An 18,560-nucleotide genomic window follows, 5' to 3' on the forward strand; every position below is an offset into this window, starting at 1 on the left:
TATGGTAATATTTCCAATGTATAATTATGGTATTGTTTGTTTTTATGAAAAAAATACGGGGGAATTTTTAATGAAAAAAATCATACTAGGGACACTTACAACTTTCTTTTTATTGGCTGGATGTAATAATTCTACTGAAAGTAAACCAGTCGATACAAAAAAGACTGCGGCAGAAGAAACAACTAAATCTACAAAAAATGAGGATAAACAGGATACGAATCCGAAAAAAACTGAAGAAGTTTTATCACCTACCAATCAGAGTACAAAAGATTTCATCACACCATTATTAGTAAAATCAGAAACACCTGCTGATATTATGACAATACAAATGCAAGAAGATAAGAAACAAAAATTTGAGGAAATTACGAAAAAAACGCAAGCGAGTATTCAAAAAAATTATGATTGGTACATAGAATATTTAAAAACAGTACAACCTGGAGAAAGATTACCTTACCATGAAAACATGGGAATTACACAAGAAGAATATGAATTCTTCTTATCATCTGATCAATATATGAAACTTGTTAAAGGACAAGAAGGAAAAATTCACTTCAAAAAGATCAGTGACAATGTATACGAGATTCAAACGAGTTCTCCAATCAAATTATTAAACAAAGTTCAAATTGATTTTGCTAGCAATACATTAAAAACAGAGTTTGGCACACTAAATTACGATGATAAAATCGAAGCTGCTGATGGTCAAAAAATAACTGGTAGATGGAATGGTGAACAGTGGCGACTAAGCAATGATAACTTCAATGTAAAGTATGCAATTGGTCAGCTGGAAGACTCTAAGAAAACAATTATTTACATAACAGCAAAAGGTCTTTTAGATGGTAAAACAATCAATCAAGAGCAAGTAATCGAATTTAAAGCTCAATAATTCATACGCTAAAAAGGATAGATAGTGGTAGAACATTCTACTGCACCTATCTTTTTTATCTTATAAATTAAAAAATATTAATCAAAGTATACCTTTTATTCAGGATATCTACAGCAACAATACTTTTAATCTGTATTTATAGGGGGAGCACCCCATGCCTATCAAACTAAGAAAATAAGTTACCTCAAAACAAAAATTCACTCCATCACAGTGGTCTATGAGAACTATATAAATATGATAGATATAGGGATAACGACACTTATGCGCCTACGGGTGAATAATTAGAATCGGCAAATAATTCCTACCTATACAAAAGGATGACGATTCCGTAATCAGAAAGGTTTCAGACTTATCCCTCCATATGAAGAAAGGACTAGGTTCATGACAACCCCGTCCCAAATTCCCTCTCATTTACTTTTGTTTTGTATATCGAATCGTTTGAAAAGATTCTGGATCAAACAACTGGATTTTCCCCTCACCAAAGTTCTGAATTTTTAAGTTGTCATTCTATGATAATGATAGTGCCATTCAAAATATTTCTTATTTTCCTGATTCCAATAAAAACACTTTCTACCGTTTATTTTCGTAAGTTCATTTAGTGAATTTTACAATTTTTCCAGAGTTCATATCCTCTATGCAATCTACATATCCTAACGAATTCACAGTAATATATCCTTCTTCGAACCATACATCACAAGCCTTGCACATAGGTACAACAACGTTTACATCCTGTCTCTCTCGAATGTCACATTCTAAATGTTTCTTTATATAGGTTGCTGTCAATCCTTTTAAGGGAAAATGCCTTCCACAAATGCCCAGCTCGTTTTCCCCCAGTCCTCTATCGTATAATGAAGCGGCTTTTACGAATGTTTTTCTATAAGATGAATTTGAAAATATCCGATTCTGTTATATCTAACATCCTCGTTTTTTCTTTACATGTTCGAGAAGATTCAACTTTGATCTCTTACTATATAAACTCCTATGAAATACGATCCCTTATTTTTATTTCCTTCCAGAATATATTTCTCCATCTCCTAGTTAAATACCGTCCAAGGTTTATGCAGGGTTTTTCAATAAATAAATACCCCAATGAAGATAGTAAAAAAGAAAGAGAAAAGGAAAGAAACACTATTAATATGGTAGGTAGTTTATCATAAAATAAATACATAACTGAGAATAAAGAAACAAGATGATATAAATAAAGACTATAAGAAATCTTTCCAAGAAAAACAAATACTTTTCTTCTTAATAACGCACTAAATGTCCATGAAGAGATACTCATAATCATTACCATACAAACCCCAAATGAGACAACGTAGTTTCTCAATACATAATTGTTCAAAAAATCCACTTCGCCAATTATTCCTTCGTACATAAAACAAATAATTGCAATTAGCAGTAATGCAATTTTTATCATTTTATTCATATTTAAAACATAATGGAAAATAAAATAACGATACTTCGCTAATAGAGCTCCCATAAAAAAAAGAGTGATGTAGTGAAAACTTAAAAAACTACTAGTTATGCTTCCACTAGGATTAAACAAATACAAACCCATAGTCGAAGAAAAACTTAGAACAATAAACCATAATAAGGAATATTTGAGCCTTTTGCGTATAAAAAAGAAAGTCAGAAATGGAAATATAATCGAAATTCTCATTTCATGAACAAGAGACCATATAACATTGTTATATGCGTCTGTGTTATACTCACCGATAAAAACAAGATGTTGTAATAATAAAGCTGGTGTATCTGCAGTGGTCCATGATTTACTAAACCAATCACTAATAAATGGCATATCATTACGACTAAAAAGCATTTTAGCAATAATAGAAATGCTGATTGCTACTAAATATGGTATATAAATTCGGCAAATCCGTTTTATTATGTATGTATCATAATGAAATTTCTCATTATTAATAGATAAATACAAAACAAAACCACTCAATACAAAAAAGAGAATAACAGATTCGTTGCCGCTACTAAAAAAAAGACGTAAAGGAGTTTCCTTGAATAAATAAATTATGAAGGGACTGTTTAACTCATACTGATAATTTTCATACGCAGGCAATAGCATCATATGATGCCCGATTATTACAAGAAGTGCTGCTAATCCTCTTAGAGAGTCAAACTCCTCATATCTTTTCATCATATTACACCTACTAAAAAGATTTTTATTAAAATACAAGGTGACTTCAATCTTGTTGTTTACAGAATTATAATGTTACTTATAGTTGCAGGAGAATAATGGAGTTCTAAAATGCGTTCTATATATACTCATTTCGCTTTGATACATACGAATACTAGCCACCCATTTCTACGGTGATATGGGGCGAAGGATTACGTTTGAAATCCTTCGTTTCAATTACGAGGAACAGCTAAACCTTACATTTCCCCATATTTTGTATCGATTATTCGTTGATAGCAGTCATTTCGACTATTCGCTACGTCTTCCTACTTAAGCGAAAGAAATTGGCAAATCTACTCTTTCTTTTAAGAATTGTGATACTTTTCTCTAGTTGCTTATATAAATGCGCTTTCATTCATTAAGGGGGGTACTCCTCTCTTAATTTGTTTAGTCGCAAACTTAAAAATCTCTTGTATTTTCCCTATTCACAAGACAAGTATATTTACACAAAATATTTTACGCTACCAAATATAACATGTATTGGTAAAAAATGAAAATACAGAATGATTATTCTTTAATAGGCAGCTAAAAAAGAATTCCATAAAGAATAAGGGATTCTTTTTTATTTCGAACATTCATTTAATCCACGCTAAAAAGGTAAACATGGAAAAGCAAAAGTTTCTTAGCTATCGCATTCTATTCCTATATTAATTCAAATGGATTTATAAATATTCTTTCTGCACTATTACATACTGAAAGTAAAGGTAGAAATCTTAAAGTATTAAAATCTATTTCCTTATTATGTTCATGTAGTGAGCAGAATTATAAGGAAATGGATTCTACATATTTTCAAATAAAGTGAAACTTTAATCAGTGGGGGTTTTCTTCACCCCCACTGATTATTAGCCCGACCAATCGGGCTTTTACGGGCAGGATCCCCCACCTATCTTCTTTGCTTTTGCTGAATTTTGAGGTGGGGGTCTTACTGCCCTAAAATAGCGGGATAAACAGAGAAAATTTTTGAGGTAAGAGTATTATTTCTTATAAATAGCGAGGTAAATTGAGTTGATGCATTATATATATGTGATCAAGTATTACACATATCTCACCTAGCTGTTAAGATATCAAGCCTATATCACGGTATACTTTTCACGATATTGTCTAGGAGTCATGTTACATATTTTTTTGAAAACTCTTGTGAAATAACTTTGATCATAAAAGTTAAGCCAAGCACAAATATCTGATAATGGATATGTAGTTAATGTTAATAGTTTTTTTGCTTCTTCTACTCGTTCCCTTTGAATATATTCACTTAAAGGAATTCCTACTTCTTTTTTAAACAATTTAGATAAATAAGTAGGATTAATGTCAAGTAGCGTAGCGAGATTATTGAGAGATATTTCATGGTAAATGTTTTTTCTAATATGATTTAAACATGTAGTAATTGTATTCGAATATCTTTGAATACTATATTCTTTAACACGATCAGCAAAAGCACATAAAGCGTCCTCAATTAATCTATTGACCGAATACATGTTATCTAGTTGTTCAATGGTCTCCATATAGAGAGAACTAAGCGAAAAAGCAATTTCTGGCGGGAGATTCCCCTCTATTGCATAACGAGTAGCTAAAGTAATGGCCATTATTCCATTATTTTTTTGATTTCTTAGTTGATTTCTTTTTGATGAAATTGCAGCATCTTCTTGCGGAAATGCATATGCATATTTTATTAATTTTTCTTTGTCCCCTTCTTTAATGCTTGTGAAAATTTTCCGTTCCAATGATATATCGTAATGATCAGAATTATTTTGACGCCGGGCTGAAATATATAAATCAGGATTCGCAATTTCATAGGAGGTTTTCTCCAATAATTTATTTTCTCTCCAAACAGCACCTACATCTAACTTTTCTTTAAAAATTATGTAATGTAATAAAATTCCTATATCAATTAAAGTTATTTTTTTTATCACAGGTATGGAATGATAGTATTCAATTCCATCTTGTATTCTAACATTTCCCCCAAATTCATTCATAAGTCTAATGGCCATATCTTCTGATACCTTGGGATATGTAGAGGGTCCAATAACAAAGGTTCCTTTTATATATTCATGATCTACTATGTGAATAAAAACGAAATTTTCTAGATAACTGTTCCCTCTCATAAGCGGAAAATTATAGAGATCATTCTCTTGAAAAAGCTCACTAAGTTGTTCTTCCTGAGAAGAATAAAAAGGACTGCAAATATCATTAGAAGTAGATTTATATAAGATTTTTTCATCTGTAGATAAAAATTGAATAGATACTTGAAACGTTTTATATAAAATATCACACAAATATTGTATATCCATAGAATGATTCATTATATTCTCCTTTTAACTAGCTAAGATTATAAAGCTTCATATAAAAACCAAACATTTTAATTCATACATTTATGGATTTATAAATAAATTTGCGAAAAGTTAAATATACCCAAAAATTACTAGTATTTTCAATAAAATACAATTTATATCAAAATATTACCATAAATATTCAGAAAAAACACTTATTATTTAGATTTATAAGAACAATAGCATAATGATCAATTTCTTTATTTAAGTAGCCATTTGATTAATTTATTTGTTATGTACACCTTTTTTGTAGTCATAGAAATTTCAAAAAACACACTCACATATACCCCCTTGGCACTCTTAGCTTGATGACGATGTGGCTATACCCTACATAGTAAAAATTTAGGAAGAAGCATTCTGTTCAATTTTTGTTCAGATGCTAGGTTTATAATTTTTTCACCCTAGTATAAATGTTATAAGGACCTTTTCAAAATCAAAAGTGATAATTCCCATTCGGAAAATCACGCCAAAACTCTACTATTAAATTGAAAAAGTGGTGAACTAGATGAATGAAAAAGTAAAAATAAAAGAGTTTATGCAAGTTTTAAAAAGGCGATTCTTAATTATTATACTTACGACAATTTGTACTAGCGGGTTCATTATTATTTCATCCATGTACCTTATGAAACCGATTTATCAGTACTCCACCCAAGTTCTTGCTGGATCTTTAGGCGTAGAAAAAGAGGAAAATCCAGTAAATAGAGTACAAGATAACAAACAGCTAGCTCTTTCATATATGGATATCATAAAAAGCCCATATATCATGATAGGTGTAAAAGAAGAGTTAAAGCTAACTCGTTCAAGCTATGATTTGCTTAAACAGGTTTCCGTTACTAACAGAAATGATTCACAGATTATTACGATTTCAGTGAAAGACTCTAATCCACAATTAGCTAAAAAAATTGCACAATCCGTCGCAAAGCAATCCATATCTAAATTTAAAGACTATGCAAATGTAAACCGCCTTAATATTCTTAGTGATTCCGGGGTGACGGAAGAAGCCGAACTGCTTTTTCCAAAACCCAAATTCATTATAGCCATTTCAATCATAATTAGCTTTTTTGTCGGAATTGGCTTGGCAATTCTACGAGAACACTTTGATGATTCAACTTACAACAATCGAGAACTCGAACATCTTGGACTCCCATTATTAGGAAGAGTGAACTTAAATACCAAAAAAAGAAACAACAAGCAAAAAACAGCTTATAAAAGCTTATCTTCAATGAAACAAGGTGAACATAATGACCCTCAAATTTAAGAGGAAATATTTCTTTAATCCATACGATATCACCATCAAAGAACGATTTTATAGCATATGTAACCATATTGAACCGAACCTTCAAAAGGAAAAACCAATATTAATGATTACTTCACTTGCACAAACACAAAATATAACCAATGCTACTGCTTATTTGGCCCTAGCTTTTTCAGAACAACGAAAACGAGTGTTGGTAGTGGATGCGAATCTGCGTCAACCTTCTTTACATCATGTGTTTAATATCGATCATTCATTTGGCCTAACCACCTTACTCCTAAGAGAGCAAAATAAGGATACTACAATAAAAATAACGGATTATCTATCTTGTTTATCTACAGGTGAAGATCTTTATGAGCCAGTGGCATTGTTAACATTAGAGACCTTCCCAATCCTAATTGAGGAGTGGAAAGAGCATTTTGATATCATTCTGTTTCACACATCCGATTTCCTAAACACACCAGATGCACAAATCCTCGCAAAACATTGTGATGGGATTGTTTTAGTGATACAGGAAGGCCGTGATAAGTTAGATAAGATTACGAATGTAAAAAAACAACTAGAACATAGCAACCATGAAATAATCGGTACAGTCATTATTTCATAAAGGGGGGTAACTTTTGGACCCAAAAATAAAGATTGATAGACAGGTGGAAATACAAGTAAAACCTCTATCAACTTCATCCTACCTTCTTGTTAAACGACTTATAGATTTTGTTTTTTCGCTTTTCATGCTGTTACTTTTATCACCCATTTTAGTTCTTTTTTGCATCCTTATCCCAATCGAATCAACTGGTTCTCCCTTCTTTTATCAACGGCGTCTAGGAAAAAACGGAAAAGATTTCAAATTAATAAAGTTACGCTCCATGTTTTTAGATGCTGAAAAAAACGGTCCTCAGTGGGCAAGTAAAGAGGACCCTAGGGTTACAAGAATAGGTACGTTTATAAGAAAAACTAGAATTGATGAAATCCCTCAAGTTATTAACGTGTTAAAAGGAGATATGTCACTCATTGGCCCTAGACCTGAAAGAGAATATTTCTATAAAAGGTTTGATAAGTCATTGCCTAATTTTAAACATCGTTTACTTGTAACGCCTGGAATAACAGGATTGGCGCAAGTGAATGGTGGATATGATCTAACTCCCGAAGAAAAATTAGCATTCGACTTATACTATATCCAGCATAGATCATTCGCTATGGAAATCAAGATTTTATGTCGAACACTGGTCATTGTATTTACTGGAAATGGAGCTAGATAAATATTGAAGGGAAGAATAAAAAATGAAGAAAGTGCTAGTAACGAAGGGCTTCGGATTTATCGGATCCCATATTGTAGACAAATTAATTCATAATCATTATGAAGTGGCTGTGTATGATAACTTATCCACCTGATCCGTAAATAATGTTCATTCGAAAAGTATAGCTTTCTTTGATAACGTAGAAGATGAAAGATCATTAGAAAAAGCGATAGAGGCGTTTAAACCTGACTTTGTAGTTCACCAAGCTGCGCAAATTAGTGTACAAAATGTTTCCCCCATTTACCAACCTGCAAAAGACGGTGACGTCAAAGAAAGTTTGCTCTGCAATAAAAAGCGCATTCAAAAATTAGGCTGGCAACCTATATATGCATTGAAAAAAGGTCTTGCGAATACATATGATTATTACCTTAAGCAAAAAGACGCTATTTTACCTAGTGGAAAAGAACCTACATCTGTACTTAAGTGACTTTACAGTTGTGAATTGGGAGAGAAATAAGTGAATAAGAAAACAAACTCAATTATTAAAAATATATTCCACTTACTTTACAGCACGATTTTAGCTAATGTTTTAAATGCAAGTACGCTCATACTATTGGCAAATTACTTTAACTCAAAGAACTATGGAATATTTAGTGTAGCACTAGCTCTTTCCATGGTCATGCATTTTTTTACAGATTTAGGAGTCAGTAATACGTTCCTTCGAGAAGGAGCAAAAAAGGAAAACCCAGGCACTACATTTTTTTCTTATATAAAAGTTCGAGTAGTATGTTTACTTTTAACATTTGTTATTTTTTCTTTCGGTATCCACGTCTTTTATCATGAACAACAAATTCTTTATATGATGTATAGTTTAATGATTCCTTTAATCATCGGCCTAGTGCTGCAAAGCATAGGCATAACCTACTTTCAATTATCTGAAAGAATGCAATTTATTGCATCCATAAAAATCTTCTCAGCCATTGTATTAGTCACATTAACCATTTTGTGTATAAGCTTAAAAGTGGATATACATGTAACAGCTTTTTTATATGGTTTTTCTTATTTAGCTGGAGGCATTTACTGCCTGTATTTACTCAGAAAAAACATGGAATTTAAGTGGAAAGTCCCTTTTCAAAAAGAATTATTGATCAATATTAGCCCGTTCTTAATTAGTGGGTTATTTATTATATTAACTCCTCAACTAGGTCCATTAGTATTAGAAAAAACACTTCCCTTAGGGCTTGTTGGGCTCTTTGCAGTAGCTTACCGAATCCCCTCAGCTCTCTATCAAATACCAGGGGTTATTGCAGGCGCATTTTTCCCACTGTTATTTAAGCATCATAGTCATGGGGAGGTAAAGAAACATACAGAATTAAATATCCTGCAAATGAAATTCATGTCCTTGATTGGGATGTGTATGACAATAACTTTATTCTACTTATCCCCCTATCTGATCACGATTTTATTTGGAGATAAATGGGGATCTGCGGTTCAACCTTTAAAAATATTGTCCTTTATTATTGTCTTACAAGGATTTAACATCGCCATTGCTGATGGTCTCACAACAAGAGGAATGCAAAATCGCCGTACTATTGTTCAGTTTATAACCATCTCTATTGGCTTAGTGTCTTTTTATTATCTGAGTGTTACTTATGCAATAGCGGGGGCAGCTTTTTCTGTTTTAACGATGGAAATCGTATCATTTATTGGTTATATATTAGCTAATCCAATCAGAAAAACAGTATTAACCAAAGTCGTTATTCCATACGGATCCTACTTTTCGATAAGTTTTATCCTATTACACTACTTATTATATAAGTTTCCTTTTATAGCCATGTTCTCTACCATTATCTTAATGTCTACGATGGTTTTACTATTTGATCAAGCTACTCGGAACTTGATTAAAGATTTTATAAGAAAGAAAAAACAACAGAATATCAACCATTTAAAAGACGGGAGACAACGAGGGAATGGAAAGATTACAAATTAAAAGAAATACTTCTACCTTAGAAGTCTTTCTTTTGTTATTTTTTATTACACTTAGTAAATATAATTTGTCCATCGGTTTTTCATTAAAAATTTACATGATTTTTTTAGCCATTTTTTTCTGTATTTATTTTCGAGACTTTTACTTTCGTCCCCTTTATCATTATGAAATTTTATTGCTTTTATTTTATTTTACCTATTGTCTAAGTGGTGCTTTTTCACAGTATCCAGAATCAAGTATTCGCGTCATTCTAGGAGTAATCCTTGTCCTTATCTGCTATTTCATCATGAGATATATGCTGGAGCAAGCTTCAATTCGTGCTATTGAAGCTTCCATTGCAAATGTCGGGATACTATTTAACATGATTAGTTTGTTATTGTACATAATTGGACTACAAATAACCGGGGGATCCCCAACAGGCGTTGAGATTACTTCTTACGGATTATTATTAGATAGAGATTATCCAAGGTTAATTGGACTACTTGACGACCCAAACATCTTCATTTTTTATAATACATTGTTTTTTTCTTTTTATTTAACACACTTAAAAGGATTTAAAAACTCCTTTGGATTTATCTTATGTATAATTACCAACCTTCTTACCTTTTCTCGAGGCGGTATTGTTGCCCTAATACTCGTTATCATTTTGTATATAATATTAGCGGATTTTCTAAAAAAGGTAAAAATGATACTTGTTGCTCTGTTATGCCTAGTTGTAATCTACGCCGCATGTTCTTTTATTCAAATCGATTTGAATCAGATCATTTCCAGCCGTATCAATGATTTTTCTTCTGATAATGGAAGTGGTCGATTTGAATTATGGAAACAGGCGATTAACTATTTTATGTCCCATCCCCTTTTGGGAATCGGTGCCTTTAATTTCTCGGATTATTACGCATTTGAACATAATGAAAAACTATATGTCCATAATACATATCTAGAAATCTTAGTAGAGGCTGGAATTATTGGTTTTCTTTTTTACTTTTCTTTTTTATTACTGTTCATTATCAAGCTCTTTAGAACTAAATTGCATATTGAAAAACCCTTTATTATTCTTACACTTTTTGCTTTTTTATTGCAGATGGTATCCCTTTCTCTCATGATTAATGAAGCGCTTTTCTCCTTTTTAGCAATTACTTTAAAATATATTTCTGTATATGAAAGAAAAGAGGCTGATTTTTATGATATACACCAAAAAAGATAGCGAACCATTGGTTTCCGTTATAACCCCCTCGTATAACAGTTCTCCATTTATAAAAGAAACCATTGAATCTGTTCAGGACCAATCATATGCTAACTGGGAAATGATTATCGTTGATGATAAGTCGAAAGATGACTCCGTTCATGTCATCAAACAATATATAGAAAAAGACCCACGAATTAAACTTATTACTTTAACTCAAAACGCTGGTGCTGCTAGAGCTAGAAATATAGCATTAAAAGAAGCTCAAGGAGATTATATTGCCTTTTTAGACAGCGATGATCTCTGGTTACCTACCAAACTAGAAGAACAAGTCGCTTTTATGCAAAAAGATAATCTTGCTTTTTCTTTTACCTCTTATTCTTTAATTGACGAACAAGGAAATTCAATGAATATTAAAGTTAATGCACCGAAAGTTGTAGATTATAAATATCTGCTGGGAAATACGACGATTGGCTGTTTAACCGTGATGTTAGATAGGCATCAATTTAAACAAATTGAAATGCCCATTATCCAGCCTGAAGATACTGCCCTATGGTTAGCATTATTACGGCTAGGATATCAAGCCTATGGCTTACAAAAGATTTTATCTAAATATCGTATTGTAAGTAACTCTACTTCAAGGAATAAAGTAAAAGCTGCCTACCGATATTGGAAACTCTTACGAAACCAAGAAAAGTTAAACTTTGTAAAAACCAACTTTTATTTTAGTCAATATGCCTATCATGCATACAAGAAAAACAGAGGAGACCGACCTCCTTCTATGACCAGTGGGGGGAAATAAAAAATGAACAATATTCTACTATTAACCGATAAACTCATAACAGGTGGCGCTGAGATGTATTTTTGCAAATTAGAAAACCATCTCAAAGATGAAAATATGACGTTTTATTCAGCAGCTGCCACAGGTGAGTTGTATCATCAAATTCATAATAAGCATCATTTTATTCCTTTAAGTTTAAAAAATCATCCTGCTAACCTCTATACATTAAGTAAACAAGTGATGAAATTGGACATTGATGTTATCCATGCAAATAGTTTCAGAATGTTACTGTATTCTATCGTAATTAAAAAAATCACGAAAAAAAGAATTAAGCTCATTTATACAAAACATAATGTTACAATACTTGAAAAAAAGTTTCCCGCGCTATTTAAAAAAGTGTTAAATCAACATGTTAATCAAATTATCGCCGTGAGTAACTTCGAGAAAGAGAGATTACTGCAATTGGGTATAAGAAAAGACCTTATCCGAACGATTTACAATGGTGTTGATGTAAAACATTTTTCTTTTCAACAAATACAACCTAAAGAAACCCTCAATATCGGAATTTTAGCCCGATTATCAAAAGAGAAAAACCATGAACTTTTTTTAAAAATTGCAAATGAGTTAAAAGATGTACGTAACGTAATGTTTTATATTGCTGGAGATGGACCTGAACGGGACTTTATTGAAAAAATGATTCGTGATTTCAAGTTAAATCATAAGGTGACGCTTTTAGGTAATATATCTAATCCATATGAATTTATTTGCAATATGGACCTGCTGCTTCTAACGTCCCTAAGAGAAGTGTTTCCAATGGTAGTCCTTGAAGCAATGGCTTCTGGAACGCCTATTATTTCTGTAGATGTTGGCGGTATCCAAGAAGCCATTATAGATGATGAAACCGGAATTCTCATTTCCCATCATTCTGAAAAAGAATTTGCAAAGAAAATCCAGTTACTTCATGACAATCAAGACTTAAGAAAATGTTTAGGAAAAGCGGCAAGAGAAAAAGTAGAAAAATCCTTTTCCCTCTCAAACATGATTCATTCTACGCTTGAAACCTATCAATATTAAAAAACAAACGAGGGCATCGTTTGTTTTTTTCTTTTATACATGTGCATTTTTTTAAACATACATATTATATAATATCCCACTATATAAGGAGTGTTATAAGTTGACAGAACCTCTTAATTTTGCTGAAGACTGCCAAAATCAAAGTGTTGTTAATATTGATTGTTTTGGTGCCAGTCCAGATTTACTCGATAATTCCCAAGCTATTCAAGAAGCCATTAATTATTGCGCGGCCAACAATTATTCCAAAGTTGTTATCACCGGGAAGAAACAATATACTATATCCTCTCCTATTGTTATTAAGTCAAATGTACATCTTGAAATGGATCCCACTGTGACATTAATCGTCAAAGGGAATTTCCAAGTGTTTGAACTTCAAAAAAACACTTTAATCTCTGGTGGTTCCATTGAAATCGTGGATAATAGCTTTAACTCATCCGTTCTTTATCTTTCTGGTGCCCAACAAATAGAAATTCCTAATCATACTTCTATATCAAATATCAATATTATAAACCGTACAACAACTTACCAAGGTATCGCAATTCATTTATCCTGTAAAAAGGCATGGGATTTCATAAGTTTCTTTCAGGCATACTCAATCCAAATCACAAACTTTAATACGGCTATCTATTTAAAAACAGAAAAGCTTGCGGATATAAACAATCCTTGTTGGATTAATGCAAACTCCTTCCATTCTATTTTTATAGATGGTTGTCAGTATGGTATCGAGATTATAGGAAATAGTGCATTACCTTACGAAATTTCAGGGAACACCTTTACGGGAATCCAAGTTCAATGCCGGAAACAAACAAAAAAGGTAATCCGATGTTCAGGCGCCTATAATATGTTTGAAGGAGTGATATGGGACGTCTTTCGTATGGATGCTCCTCCACTCGTTATCGAATTCTCTTCCATTTCTCATCATAACCACCTATTCTCAAATCAAGTTTCCACATCTATTCTCGATCGTGGCCTATACAATCAATGTACCTCACCACATGAAGAATCCCTTCCTATATATCCTCCTCTTGCATTAGGAAAAGCACATCTAGTTGGGAATCAAGATGATATATTAGTAAATGCAAATATTCGCTACGCAGTGCGCCAACTTTCTGGAAAAGCCCCCTATGGAGGACATATTAATAATTGTTTTAACTTACTCGATGAGCAAAGTGTAAATTACGTGGATGTTCCTAGCAATCAGCCAATTGTAATCGAGTTAGATTTTTCTAAGCAGCCTATTAACATGCTTAATTGCATCGGTATCTATTTTGGATGGAATGAAAGCCCAAGTCGTATTTTAATTGAATATCAACAGAGCCTAAATGGACCATGGGAGGTGGCTAAAGATCTCCAGTTTAATGTCGGAGACACTGTGATTTCAGAAGTAAGGTCAGCTATGTTGTATAAAGTTAAACTAACACTAAGCGGATATACACAAGATCACAAACGTTTTCGGATAAATCGAATATTCGCAAAATCATCTTTACAGCATGGCTCCTCATGGTTGCCAACTACTGGTGGTACATTATATGGAGATTTAGAATTTCAAAAAGGGAATGCTGTGACGTTGACTTCTCCAAATGGAACAAAATGGAGATTGAGTATAAATGATCAAGGGCAAATTAGCACATCAAAACTATGAAAATAATACAAACTAAGATTCATTTACTTCCATTAATAAATATTAAAATACTCCCCTTCGATATCTTCAAATGTTAACGATTCAAAAAACTTTGCGTAACCATCACCTCTTATACCAAATACACGAAATACTCTAACAATTCAACTTATACGTAATAATTGTCCCCGTCTCTACATGAATCTAGGGGGCTCCTCCTAAAAAAGCCATGTCCGATTGAGAGAACCTTACAGTTACTGTTTCACTTTATTTGCTTGTCCCCTATCAGAGATTCTGCTCGTAGGCACAGAAGAAATATCAATGGTCGTATCCATACTCTTATCCGTAAGCTCAACAATCGTGTTTCCATGATTGATTTGGTTCAAATCCCACAACATCCCATGAAACTCATTATGTTGCCCGCTCACCTTCAAAACACTTTTTGTTTTACTTGAAGGTTGTATCTGTAAATTGGTAAATTGATTCCCGCTAGCCTCATTCGGTATCGTTGAATGACTATCCATGTAAATCATGTTTACACAATCCTCTAAAGAAAAATTCAGAAACCGATTAGCATTTATCCAAGCATATCCAGAATTCGGTTTATCCACTTTTAACTTTACTCCATTCTTCATTCCTACTACCTTAACGTTTTCGAAGTTAACAAAAGAAATCTCATGTTCTCTTCCACCAGCGTATAACGATATCCCTGTCCCCTTGTTCGTTTCAGACCAATTGATGATATTTATATCCTTTATATGTGTTTTGTTCCAAGTGTTATAATATTTATGTTTACCATCTAAATAGATCACTTCCGAGTTAAAATTCGCATCATCAATGGCAATATAGGCCCCTTCAATTGAAGCATTCTTCTCAAGTTCAATCACCCTGAAGTCACCATCAACAATAAACTGTGTTCCATACCCGAATAACAACTTAACACCTTGCTTCACAACGATAGGTGAAGTAATCTTGTACTTTTTGTCATCAAGCAAAACAGTCTTTATTTTATTATCCTTTGCTTTATTAATAGCTGATTGAATTTTATCAGAATCATTTGTCCCTTTAAAATCCTCAACATATATCTTCTCTTTTCGATCTGAATTAGAATGATTCTGATAGTAAAAAAGAAAAATAATTAGCACTATACCTACGATTAAACCAATCATTTTTTTCATCGTACTCATCCCCATATTTAGCTTCCTTTCTTCGGTTCGTTATATATGAATACTCTATTGTTGTCTTCAATAGCTTCCGGTATTAACACTGTCACGAAACGAGATTAAAAGATAAAAAGACCACCATACATTCTTTATGAACTGATATGATCTCACCTAAGCAGGAAGTATAAAAAATCCACCTTTTTATAAAGTAGCTTTTAAACTTTATCTATAAGATATATTTTACTAAAAAGATAATAATTGGGTTTTAAACCATTATTTACAACCCTTACCTCTTTTATTTTCTTGCAGATAGATGTTTTTTGCAAGCAAAAGGTGTATAGGCTTACCATTTTCTTTTCCTTAAAGATTTACGTCCGAAGTATCAGCAGAAAACATATGGCTCAACCGATCACTTTTGCAATAATCTGAGCATGGTGGACCAACTAGTTCACCATATATGCTAGATAAAGTGAAACTTTAATCAGCCCGACCAATCAGGCTTTTACGGGCAGTTAATGCGGGATAAAAGATATCATTTCAATAAAAAAGACACTCGATGAAGTGTCTTTTTGTATTCCTAATATAGACCTCAATTCGATTACATTACCTATTGCTTGAAGAAATTTTAATTAGCAACCTCTTAATCTTATCTAAACTGTTTGAAAAAAGAATCAAGATTATTTTAGGTATGGAACTCACCAGACTATTTTTAACCATCCTCCAAAAACCTCCCAAACTCCTTCAAAAACCGTAACCTCAGCATCCCAACAGGACCATTCCGATGCTTCGCTATCTGAATTTCTGTTATATCTTTATGCTCCGTCTCCTTTTCATAATAATCCTCCCGATACATAAGCATAATCACATCCGCATCCTGCTCAATCTGCCCTGTCTCTCTTAGGTCAGACAAAAATGGGCGCTTATCTTGACGCGATTCCACCCCACGAGACAATTGCGACAGCGCTACGACGCACACATTTAAATCGCGTGCTAGTAACTTCAGCTTACGGGAGATTTCACTCATTTCTTGAAACCTATTTCCACGATATTTTGAATCGCCTGTAATGAGCTGTAAATAATCAACAATAACAAGCAATTTTTTATCTGCATACTTCCGTTTTAGCTTCCGCACTTGCACCCAAATCTCCTGCGTTGTAACGCCTGCCTTATCATAAATCTCTAGCGGCAGATCCCCAATTTCTGCGAATGCCCGACTCGTTTTCCCCCAGTCCTCTATCGTAAAACGATGCTTCGGGTTTTTCAGCCTTTTCCCAGATACCTCACCCAAGCAAGAAACCATTCGTTTCAATAGTTGCTTGTTGCTCATCTCCAGAGAAAACAATCCAACTGCCGTACCCGATTTTGCCGCATGAAGCGCAATGTTTAAGGCAAATGCCGTCTTTCCCATCGAAGGCCGTGCCCCAATCACAACAAAATCCCCTTCCTGCAAGCCACACGTCATCTTATTTAAAGCTGAAAAACCTGTCTCAATACCAGTGAGTTCTTCTGTATCTTGATGAAGCTCTTCATAAAGATCGACTAACGTATCCTTCAAATCAAAATCAAGTGTGCAATCCACCTCTTCCAGTTCACAAAGTCTTGTAATCGTCTCTCCGATTACTTTCTCATCCTTCTCCGCAAGAAGCCGTTCACACATGCTGTGCGCCATACTTCCCGCCTGATTCATTTTCCAGGCATTCCGAACAAGCCCCTCATAATAGGAGAAATTAGCAGTAGTAGGCACACTCTCAATTATATTTACAAGGTATTCCATACCACCAATTTGCGCCAAAAAAGCAGGTTCCATTTTTGAAACAAGCGCAACAAGATCCAGCGGCTGTCCTTCCTCCTCTATTTTCCGAATCAACTTAAAGATAGCTTGATGCACAGCCGTAGAAAAGTGCTGATTGGTCAGCCTACACTCCTTAATCAGTTCACCATCAAGCAGCAAAGACCCTAATACCGTCTGTTCAGCCTCAATATTTTGAATGCTCATGGCCGCCATCCCTCTTCTTTCAAGAACCTCTGCAACTCTTCTTCAGACGGCACGTTTTTCTCCCACTCTTCACACTCCTCTAGAAATTTCTCAGTCTCATGCATAGCAGTCGGCTCCTTCTTCCGAAACTTCGCTGCCGCTTCCTCTACTTCAATAACCTTCGTATATCCCTTACCGTGCCAATCCCGCAGAATCCCCTTCACATAAGCAAGCGTCCGCTTATTATTTTCAAAAGCGATTTGGAGCGCTTTTAAGACAAGCTCCTCCGATAAATCTGCCATCCATTCACTTAATTCCTCCGCTGCATACGACGACAAACTACCAAAGTTTTGTTCATAAAACATGAACACACCACCACCTGGCTCCGTCTCTTCTACTTCCTCATCCTCTTCATAGCTTTCAATAGATGCTTGCGGAATAACCTCAGATAACTCACCTGGCATACCGAAATGCTCTAAAAGTAGCGGAATATTCATCTCTTCCTCCAAACATTTTTGCAGAAACATATATACAAACTCTTTACTTTTCACGCTCTTCAACTCACGTAACACACACTTCTCCATATTCGTATTCGTAACCGGGTTATAACGCAGCCAATTTAAAATATATAACTCCTTCGTTTCCGCATCATACAATATCTTTCCATACTCAACAAAGCGCTGCAGCAACTTCTCAACAGTCTCCCGGTTATAACCTGTCTCCATCTCCGCCAAACGCTTCGGCAACGGATAAATCCCGCATTGCGTCGTCTTCGAACAAGTCAGCAAATAAATATAAAAATACCGCTCCTCCGGTGTTAAATCGAGTACAAAATCATCCTGCCAAAAGTTCACCTGCACATTACGGTATACTGCCATGTTTATTCCT

Annotated in this window: 15 protein-coding genes; 10 read left to right on the forward strand and 5 right to left on the reverse strand. The window is 33.8% G+C overall.

What is annotated here, in order from left to right; genetic code table 11:
- Positions 1–70: 70 nt before the first annotated feature.
- On the forward strand, positions 71–883 hold the full coding sequence (locus tag MHH71_RS11260; protein WP_098114281.1) for a hypothetical protein: 813 nt from the start codon (positions 71–73) through the stop codon (positions 881–883).
- Between the two features lie 979 nt (positions 884–1,862).
- Here the strand turns inward: MHH71_RS11260 and MHH71_RS11265 are convergent.
- On the reverse strand, positions 1,863–3,035 hold the full coding sequence (locus MHH71_RS11265) for an acyltransferase family protein (protein WP_006093729.1): 1,173 nt from the start codon (positions 3,033–3,035) through the stop codon (positions 1,863–1,865).
- 1,106 nt (positions 3,036–4,141) lie between these two features.
- Positions 4,142–5,371: a helix-turn-helix domain-containing protein gene (locus MHH71_RS11270; RefSeq protein WP_033798681.1), complete on the reverse strand. Its 1,230-nt coding sequence runs from the start codon at positions 5,369–5,371 to the stop codon at positions 4,142–4,144.
- Between the two features lie 532 nt (positions 5,372–5,903).
- Between MHH71_RS11270 and MHH71_RS11275 the strand changes: the two genes are divergently transcribed.
- From MHH71_RS11275 to MHH71_RS11315, 9 genes are all read left to right on the forward strand, one after another.
- Positions 5,904–6,656 carry a YveK family protein gene (locus MHH71_RS11275; protein WP_006093727.1) on the forward strand — a complete coding sequence of 251 codons (753 nt, stop codon included), beginning with the start codon at positions 5,904–5,906 and terminating at the stop codon, positions 6,654–6,656.
- Positions 6,640–7,260, forward strand: a complete 621-nt coding sequence (locus tag MHH71_RS11280; protein WP_033798680.1) for a CpsD/CapB family tyrosine-protein kinase — start codon at positions 6,640–6,642, stop codon at positions 7,258–7,260. Before MHH71_RS11275 ends, MHH71_RS11280 begins: the two co-directional genes overlap by 17 nt.
- A 13-nt stretch (positions 7,261–7,273) precedes the next feature.
- Complete coding sequence (locus MHH71_RS11285; RefSeq protein ID WP_078211901.1) at positions 7,274–7,912, forward strand: sugar transferase; 639 nt, start codon at positions 7,274–7,276, stop codon at positions 7,910–7,912.
- 22 nt (positions 7,913–7,934) lie between these two features.
- A complete protein-coding gene (locus tag MHH71_RS11290) occupies positions 7,935–8,045 on the forward strand; it encodes an NAD-dependent epimerase/dehydratase family protein (RefSeq protein WP_176134309.1) in 111 nt (36 codons plus the stop codon).
- Between the two features lie 363 nt (positions 8,046–8,408).
- The gene (locus tag MHH71_RS11295; RefSeq protein ID WP_006093723.1) at positions 8,409–9,881 is read left to right on the forward strand and encodes an oligosaccharide flippase family protein; all 1,473 of its coding nucleotides are present in this window, start codon (positions 8,409–8,411) and stop codon (positions 9,879–9,881) included.
- The gene (locus MHH71_RS11300; RefSeq protein WP_050774401.1) at positions 9,862–11,082 is read left to right on the forward strand and encodes an O-antigen ligase family protein; all 1,221 of its coding nucleotides are present in this window, start codon (positions 9,862–9,864) and stop codon (positions 11,080–11,082) included. The genes MHH71_RS11295 and MHH71_RS11300 overlap by 20 nt, the downstream gene beginning before the upstream one ends.
- Positions 11,060–11,863 carry a glycosyltransferase family 2 protein gene (locus tag MHH71_RS11305; protein ID WP_033798679.1) on the forward strand — a complete coding sequence of 268 codons (804 nt, stop codon included), beginning with the start codon at positions 11,060–11,062 and terminating at the stop codon, positions 11,861–11,863. The genes MHH71_RS11300 and MHH71_RS11305 overlap by 23 nt, the downstream gene beginning before the upstream one ends.
- 3 nt (positions 11,864–11,866) lie before the next feature.
- Positions 11,867–12,916 carry a glycosyltransferase family 4 protein gene (locus MHH71_RS11310; protein WP_006093720.1) on the forward strand — a complete coding sequence of 350 codons (1,050 nt, stop codon included), beginning with the start codon at positions 11,867–11,869 and terminating at the stop codon, positions 12,914–12,916.
- A gap of 100 nt (positions 12,917–13,016) precedes the next feature.
- Positions 13,017–14,558: a hypothetical protein gene (locus MHH71_RS11315; protein ID WP_006093719.1), complete on the forward strand. Its 1,542-nt coding sequence runs from the start codon at positions 13,017–13,019 to the stop codon at positions 14,556–14,558.
- A gap of 230 nt (positions 14,559–14,788) precedes the next feature.
- Here the strand turns inward: MHH71_RS11315 and MHH71_RS11320 are convergent, their stop codons facing one another.
- From MHH71_RS11320 to MHH71_RS11330, 3 genes are all read right to left on the reverse strand, one after another.
- The gene (locus tag MHH71_RS11320; RefSeq protein WP_003195598.1) at positions 14,789–15,727 is read right to left on the reverse strand and encodes a hypothetical protein; all 939 of its coding nucleotides are present in this window, start codon (positions 15,725–15,727) and stop codon (positions 14,789–14,791) included.
- 679 nt (positions 15,728–16,406) lie between these two features.
- Positions 16,407–17,693 carry a replicative DNA helicase gene (gene dnaB, locus MHH71_RS11325; RefSeq protein ID WP_033798678.1) on the reverse strand — a complete coding sequence of 429 codons (1,287 nt, stop codon included), beginning with the start codon at positions 17,691–17,693 and terminating at the stop codon, positions 16,407–16,409.
- Complete coding sequence (locus tag MHH71_RS11330) at positions 17,690–18,550, reverse strand: DnaD domain-containing protein (RefSeq protein ID WP_006093717.1); 861 nt, start codon at positions 18,548–18,550, stop codon at positions 17,690–17,692. The genes dnaB and MHH71_RS11330 overlap by 4 nt, the downstream gene beginning before the upstream one ends.
- Between the last annotated feature and the right edge of the window lie 10 nt (positions 18,551–18,560).

Origin of the sequence: Bacillus sp. FSL H8-0534, assembly GCF_038005885.1 — a bacterium.
In the GTDB taxonomy this organism is placed as follows: Bacteria; Bacillota; Bacilli; order Bacillales; family Bacillaceae_G; genus Bacillus_A; species Bacillus_A pseudomycoides.

Excerpts from the sequence above, each read along its gene's own strand:
- MHH71_RS11280 (WP_033798680.1), top strand. The coding sequence starts at position 6,640 with ATGACCCTCAAATTTAAGAGGAAATATTTCTTTAATCCATACGATATC.
- MHH71_RS11260 (WP_098114281.1), top strand. The coding sequence starts at position 71 with ATGAAAAAAATCATACTAGGGACACTTACAACTTTCTTTTTATTGGCT.
- MHH71_RS11270 (WP_033798681.1), bottom strand. The coding sequence starts at position 5,371 with ATGAATCATTCTATGGATATACAATATTTGTGTGATATTTTATATAAA.
- MHH71_RS11265 (WP_006093729.1), bottom strand. The coding sequence starts at position 3,035 with ATGATGAAAAGATATGAGGAGTTTGACTCTCTAAGAGGATTAGCAGCA.
- MHH71_RS11275 (WP_006093727.1), top strand. The coding sequence starts at position 5,904 with ATGAATGAAAAAGTAAAAATAAAAGAGTTTATGCAAGTTTTAAAAAGG.
- MHH71_RS11290 (WP_176134309.1), top strand. The coding sequence starts at position 7,935 with ATGAAGAAAGTGCTAGTAACGAAGGGCTTCGGATTTATCGGATCCCAT.
- MHH71_RS11305 (WP_033798679.1), top strand. The coding sequence starts at position 11,060 with ATGATATACACCAAAAAAGATAGCGAACCATTGGTTTCCGTTATAACC.
- MHH71_RS11330 (WP_006093717.1), bottom strand. The coding sequence starts at position 18,550 with ATGGCAGTATACCGTAATGTGCAGGTGAACTTTTGGCAGGATGATTTT.
- MHH71_RS11300 (WP_050774401.1), top strand. The coding sequence starts at position 9,862 with ATGGAAAGATTACAAATTAAAAGAAATACTTCTACCTTAGAAGTCTTT.
- dnaB (WP_033798678.1), bottom strand. The coding sequence starts at position 17,693 with ATGAGCATTCAAAATATTGAGGCTGAACAGACGGTATTAGGGTCTTTG.
- MHH71_RS11320 (WP_003195598.1), bottom strand. The coding sequence starts at position 15,727 with ATGGGGATGAGTACGATGAAAAAAATGATTGGTTTAATCGTAGGTATA.
- MHH71_RS11310 (WP_006093720.1), top strand. The coding sequence starts at position 11,867 with ATGAACAATATTCTACTATTAACCGATAAACTCATAACAGGTGGCGCT.